8 protein-coding genes are annotated in these 4742 nt (G+C 72.8%); 5 read left to right on the forward strand and 3 right to left on the reverse strand.

From position 1 onward, the window contains the following. Position 1 precedes the first annotated feature (1 nt). Positions 2-1102 (reverse strand): ionic transporter y4hA, encoded by a 1101-nt coding sequence (locus AB0J68_RS27510; RefSeq protein ID WP_354863234.1) that lies wholly within the window; start codon positions 1100-1102, stop codon positions 2-4. A 92-nt stretch (positions 1103-1194) separates the two neighbouring features. Here AB0J68_RS27510 and AB0J68_RS27515 point away from each other — a divergent pair, with 92 nt between their 5' ends. After that, positions 1195-1557 carry a metalloregulator ArsR/SmtB family transcription factor gene (locus AB0J68_RS27515; RefSeq protein ID WP_355068696.1) on the forward strand — a complete coding sequence of 121 codons (363 nt, stop codon included), beginning with the start codon at positions 1195-1197 and terminating at the stop codon, positions 1555-1557. After that, positions 1554-2057 carry an SRPBCC family protein gene (locus AB0J68_RS27520; protein ID WP_363941234.1) on the forward strand — a complete coding sequence of 168 codons (504 nt, stop codon included), beginning with the start codon at positions 1554-1556 and terminating at the stop codon, positions 2055-2057. Before AB0J68_RS27515 ends, AB0J68_RS27520 begins: the two co-directional genes overlap by 4 nt. Here the strand turns inward: AB0J68_RS27520 and mug are convergent. After that, on the reverse strand, positions 2054-2623 hold the full coding sequence (mug, locus tag AB0J68_RS27525; RefSeq protein WP_354863231.1) for a G/U mismatch-specific DNA glycosylase: 570 nt from the start codon (positions 2621-2623) through the stop codon (positions 2054-2056). The two genes, AB0J68_RS27520 and mug, sit on opposite strands and share 4 nt — an antisense overlap. A 105-nt stretch (positions 2624-2728) precedes the next feature. Between mug and AB0J68_RS27530 the strand changes: the two genes are divergently transcribed. Both AB0J68_RS27530 and AB0J68_RS27535 read left to right on the forward strand, forming a co-directional pair. Then, the gene (locus AB0J68_RS27530; RefSeq protein ID WP_355068702.1) at positions 2729-3472 is read left to right on the forward strand and encodes a methyltransferase domain-containing protein; all 744 of its coding nucleotides are present in this window, start codon (positions 2729-2731) and stop codon (positions 3470-3472) included. A gap of 89 nt (positions 3473-3561) precedes the next feature. Further along, positions 3562-3690: a hypothetical protein gene (locus AB0J68_RS27535; protein ID WP_363941238.1), complete on the forward strand. Its 129-nt coding sequence runs from the start codon at positions 3562-3564 to the stop codon at positions 3688-3690. A 24-nt stretch (positions 3691-3714) separates the two neighbouring features. Here the strand turns inward: AB0J68_RS27535 and AB0J68_RS27540 are convergent, their stop codons facing one another. Further along, positions 3715-4062, reverse strand: a complete 348-nt coding sequence (locus AB0J68_RS27540) for a hypothetical protein (RefSeq protein ID WP_354863228.1) — start codon at positions 4060-4062, stop codon at positions 3715-3717. 314 nt (positions 4063-4376) lie between these two features. On the opposite strand from AB0J68_RS27540, the gene AB0J68_RS27545 reads away from it, so the two are divergent. Then, on the forward strand, positions 4377-4742 hold a 366-nt coding region (locus tag AB0J68_RS27545), incomplete at its 3' end, for a ThuA domain-containing protein (protein ID WP_363941241.1).

Below are 4742 nucleotides of genomic sequence, written 5' to 3' on the forward strand. Positions count from 1 at the left end.
GTCAGGGGCTGGCGGCCAGGAAGACGAACGCGGCCAGCAGCACCAGGTGCACACCGCCCTGCAACACGTTGGCCCGCCCCGGCACCACGGTCAGCACGGCGGTCACCGCGGTGAGCGCGAGCAGCGCGAGCTGGGTGCCGCCGAGGCCGAGCAGCAGCGGGCCGTCCAGCCAGATCGAGGCGATGGCGATGGCCGGGATGGTCAGGCCGATGCTGGCCATCGCCGAGCCGAGGGCGAGGTTCAGACTGATCTGCACGCGGTCCCGGCGGGCGGCGCGGGCGGCGGCCAGGGTCTCCGGCAGCAGCACCAGCAGGGCGATGATCACGCCGACGAACGCGTGCGGCAGGTTCGCCGCCGCCACGCCGGCCTCGATGGTCGGCGAGACGGTCTTGGCGTCGCCGACCACCGCGACCAGCGCCACCAGCAGCAGCCCCAGGCTGATCAGCGCCGCGCGGGTGGTCGGCGGCTTGGCGTGCTCCTCGGCGTCGATCACCCGACCCTCGGTGTCGACGGGCAGGAAGTAGTCGCGGTGCCGGCCGGTCTGCACCAGCACGAACAGCCCGTACAGCGCGAGCGACGCGACGGCGGCGAAGGCGAGCTGGGCCGGGCTGAACTCCGGGCCGGGGCGGGCCGTGGTGAAGGTCGGGATGACCAGGCTCAGCGTGGCCAGGGTGATCACGGTGGCCAGGGCCCCGCCGGTGCCCTCGGGATTGAACACGGCCACGCGTCGGCGCAGCGCCCCGAGCAGCAGGGACAGGCCGAGGATCCCGTTACAGGTGATCATGACGGCGGCGAAGACGGTGTCGCGGGCGAGCGACTGGGTCTTCTCCGGCCCGCTGATCATCAGCGTGACGATCAGGGCCACCTCGATGACCGTGACCGCGACGGCGAGCACCAGCGAGCCGTACGGCTCCCCCACCCGGTGGGCGACCACCTCGGCGTGGTGCACGGCGGCGAGCACCGCACCGCCCAGCAACGCGGCGACCACCACGACGACAGGGGCGGGAAGGTCCCGCCCCCACGTCACGAGCAACACCAGCACGGCGAGCACGGGTACGGCGACGGTCCAATCGAGCAGGCGGGATCGAAGCTGGGCTGGCATGTCCTCAAGAGTGCCAGGTCAGGTGATCATGTGCCCACCATCGACGCAGCCGGCCCTACGCAAACCCGTAACCGATGGGTTACGCTTCGGGCGTGGACGAGGTGGCCACCGCGATCGCGGACCCGGTGCGGCGGCGCATCCTGACCATGCTGCGCGACGCGCCGCTGGCCGCTGGTGAGATCGCCCAGCGGTTCGCCATCAGCCGACCCGCGGTCAGTCGCCACCTGCGGGTGCTGCGGGAGAGCGGGCTGGTCCGCGACGAGCTGATTGGCCGCCGCAGGATCTACCGCCTCGACCCCGGCCCGCTCGCCGCGCTGATCGACTGGCTCGCCGAGTTCACCGCACCGGACCGGTGGGAGCAACGCCTCGACGCCCTGGAGACCGAGGTCCATCGAACCCGCCGGGAACGCCGCGCCCGCGGCCCGGCGGAACACCGAACGGAGCACATCGCATGACCCGTACACCCGCTGGCCGCCTGTTCCGCACCGCCACCGGCCACGACCTCGTCCTGACCCGCACGTTCCGCGCCCCGGCGGCGGACGTGTGGGCGAGCCTTACCGAGTCGGAGCGCACGGCCCGCTGGTTCGGCCCGTGGGAGGGCGACGCCGGGCCCGGCCGGACCATCCGGGTCCAGATGGCGTACGAGGAGCAGCAGCCCTGGTGCGACGTACGCATCGAGGTGTGCGAGCCGCAGCGGCGCCTCGGCGTGTCGATGATCGACGGCTCGGGCAGCTGGCTGCTGGAGTTCGCGCTGGCCGAGACCGACGGCACCACCGAGCTGCGCTTCGCCCAGCGCCTCACCAGCCTGGACGGCATCGCCGAGGTGGGCGCCGGCTGGGAGTACTACCTGGACATGCTGGTCGCCTCCCGGGACGGCTCCCGCCAACCGGAGTTCGACGAGTACCACCCCGCCATGACCCCCTACTACCGGGCGCTGGCCGCCGACGGCGTCTAGGAACCCGCCTCCCGCCGCAGCGCCGCGAACTCGGCCGTCAGCGCCGGCAGCGGGAAGTGCGCGTTCAGACCGCTGGGGTTGGGCAGCACCCAGACCCGGGCCGGGCCCAGCCGCTCCGGCTGCGGGCCCAGCCCGGCCTTCGGCCGGACGAACGCGATCCGGTACGCGGTCACCCCGAGAATCGCCACCCACCTCGGCCGGTGCCGCTCGGCCTTCACCGCCAACCCGGTCACCCCGGCCACCAGCTCGGCCGGGGTCAGCTCGTCGGCGCGGGCGGTGGCCCGGTTGCTCAGGCTGGTGATGCCCAGTCCCTGCCGCAGCAGCTCGGCGCGCTCCCACGGGCGCAGCTCCCGGTCGGTGAAGCCGGCGCCGTGCAGGGCCGGCCAGAAGCGACTGCCCCGGCGGGCGAAGTGCTCCCCCACCGCCGCCGAGTACAGACCCGGGTTGAAGCCGCAGAACAGCACCCGCAGTCCCGGGCCGATCACGTCCACCAGGCCACGACCGGCCGCGGCCGCGACCTCCTGCCGGGTCGGCGGCCGCCAGGGCTGCGCCGCGCCCGCGTCCACTGCACCGATCCTGCCGTACGCCCCGACACCCGTCCCGACCTGCGCGCAACCCGAACGCACCCCACCCGGTGCGCGCCGGTGATCCCGACTTGACACCCTGAACGGATGCACAGCACCGACCACCTCGCCGCCAGCCGGTACGCGCGGATGCGCTGGAACACGCCGCTCTCGGAGGAGCACGCGGCCCTGCTGCTGCGACGACTCGACGTACGCCCCGGCGCGCGCGTGCTGGACCTCGGCTGCGGCTGGGGCGAGCTGCTGCTGCGCGCCGTCGCCGCGGGCGGCGTGGCAGGCCCCGTCGCGACGAGAGGCGTCGGTGTCGACACCGACGAGGCCGCCCTCGCCCGCGGGCGCAGGCTCGCCGCCGAGAAGTCGCTGAACCGGCACGTCGCCTTCGTGATGGGCGAGGCCGCGGCCTGGCACGAGCCGGCCGACCGGGTCCTGTGTATCGGCTCGGCACACGTCTTCGGCGGCACCGGCGCGGCCCTCGACGCGCTCGCCAGCGTGGTCCGTCCGGGCGGGCGGCTGCTGCTCGGCGAGGGGTACTGGCAGTCCGACCCCACCGCGGAGGCCACGCGGATCTTCGGTGCGGACGTCACCGATCTCGCGGGCCTCGTCGAGGCCGCCCGCGCGCGCGGTTGGCGGCTGCTGCACCTGAGCACCGCCGACCAGCGGGAGTGGGACGACTTCGAGTCCACCTGGCTCGCGGGGCGGCAAGAGTGGCTGCTGACGTACCCCGAGGATCCCCGCGCGGACCAGATCCGCGCGGAGCTCGACGACCGGCTGCGCCAGTACGTCGGCGGCTACCGCGGCGTCCTCGGCCTCGCGTACCTCGTCCTCGGTCGCTGACGCCTCCGGCGCAAGCCTGCCCGTACTACTCCGTCTCCACCGCGGACCGGACCACCGCGCCCGAGCTGGAGCGGTTCCTGGCCGAGCGGATGAACGCGACGACGATCGAGGTCGACTCCTCACACCTCGCCATGGTCACGCACCCCGAGGCGATCGCCGACCTCATCCTCATGGCGACCAGGGCCACTCGCGACCCGGAGTCGAACGGCCGAGGCTGACCACCGCGACGCTGGCGCGCACCGTCAGGTCAGGACGCACGCGGTGCCGCAGTACGGGCAGTGCGCGCGCTTGGCGTTCGAGGTGACCTCGACATCGCAGCGTGGGCACCGGCCGTTCTCCCACAGGCCCTGATCCAGGCCGAGCTCACCGCCGTAGTAGTCGCGATCGGGCCAGGCGACCAACTCGACGTCGAGGCCCGGGTCGACATCGTCCTCGAACCAGGTGACGTTGGCCAGGGTCAGCACCGTTCGCATGCCGTACACCTCCTGCGTGAACCGCGGCAGGGCACGCCGCAGGACGTCGACCAGCTCACGGACCGGCAGCGCCGCGAGTTGCCCGGCGAGGCGCTCGCGATCTTCGTCGGTGGACATACCGCCGACCCTACGTCCCGCTCCGACGCCGGCGCTGACCGTGCCACGGTGCGTCCCAGGCCGGAGCGGGTGGGCTTGACGGGGCGCAGACATCGGAGGTTTACTGCGTCAGCGATGTGAGTCGATGCACTGTGACCGTCCATAGAGGTTGGTCGGAGTCATCGGCTGGCCAATCGCACGTTCACCACCGCTCCACATCACCGCACCATCTCAGCCGAGCATCGGCGGCCCGGCTTCCGCACCACCGCCACCCTGGCCCCGGGGCGTGCCCTCGCGCACCCCTCGGGGTCGACGCTCAGCAGAGGAGCAAGACCATGCGTTCCCGTCCCCGCCTGTTGGCATTCGTCACCGGCCTGGCCGTGTTGATGGCCGGCCTGATAGCCCTTCCCACGACGGCCTCGGCCGCACCGCTGACCAAGGTCCTGGTGTTCAGCAAGACCGCCGGCTTCCGGCACTCGTCCATCCCGAACGGAATCGCGGCCATCCAGCAGCTCGGCGCTTCCAACGGCTTCAGCGTGACCGCGACCGAGGACGCCGCCCAGTTCACCACCTCCAACCTGGCCCAGTACCAGGCGGTGGTCTTCATGTCGACGACCGGCGACGTCCTCAACGCCAGCCAGCAGACGGCCTTCGAGCAGTACATCGCCGCCGGCGGCGGGTACGTCGGCGTGCACGCCGCC

It is taken from the genome of Micromonospora sp. NPDC049580, assembly GCF_040675595.1.
In the GTDB taxonomy this organism is placed as follows: domain Bacteria; phylum Actinomycetota; class Actinomycetes; order Mycobacteriales; family Micromonosporaceae; genus Micromonospora.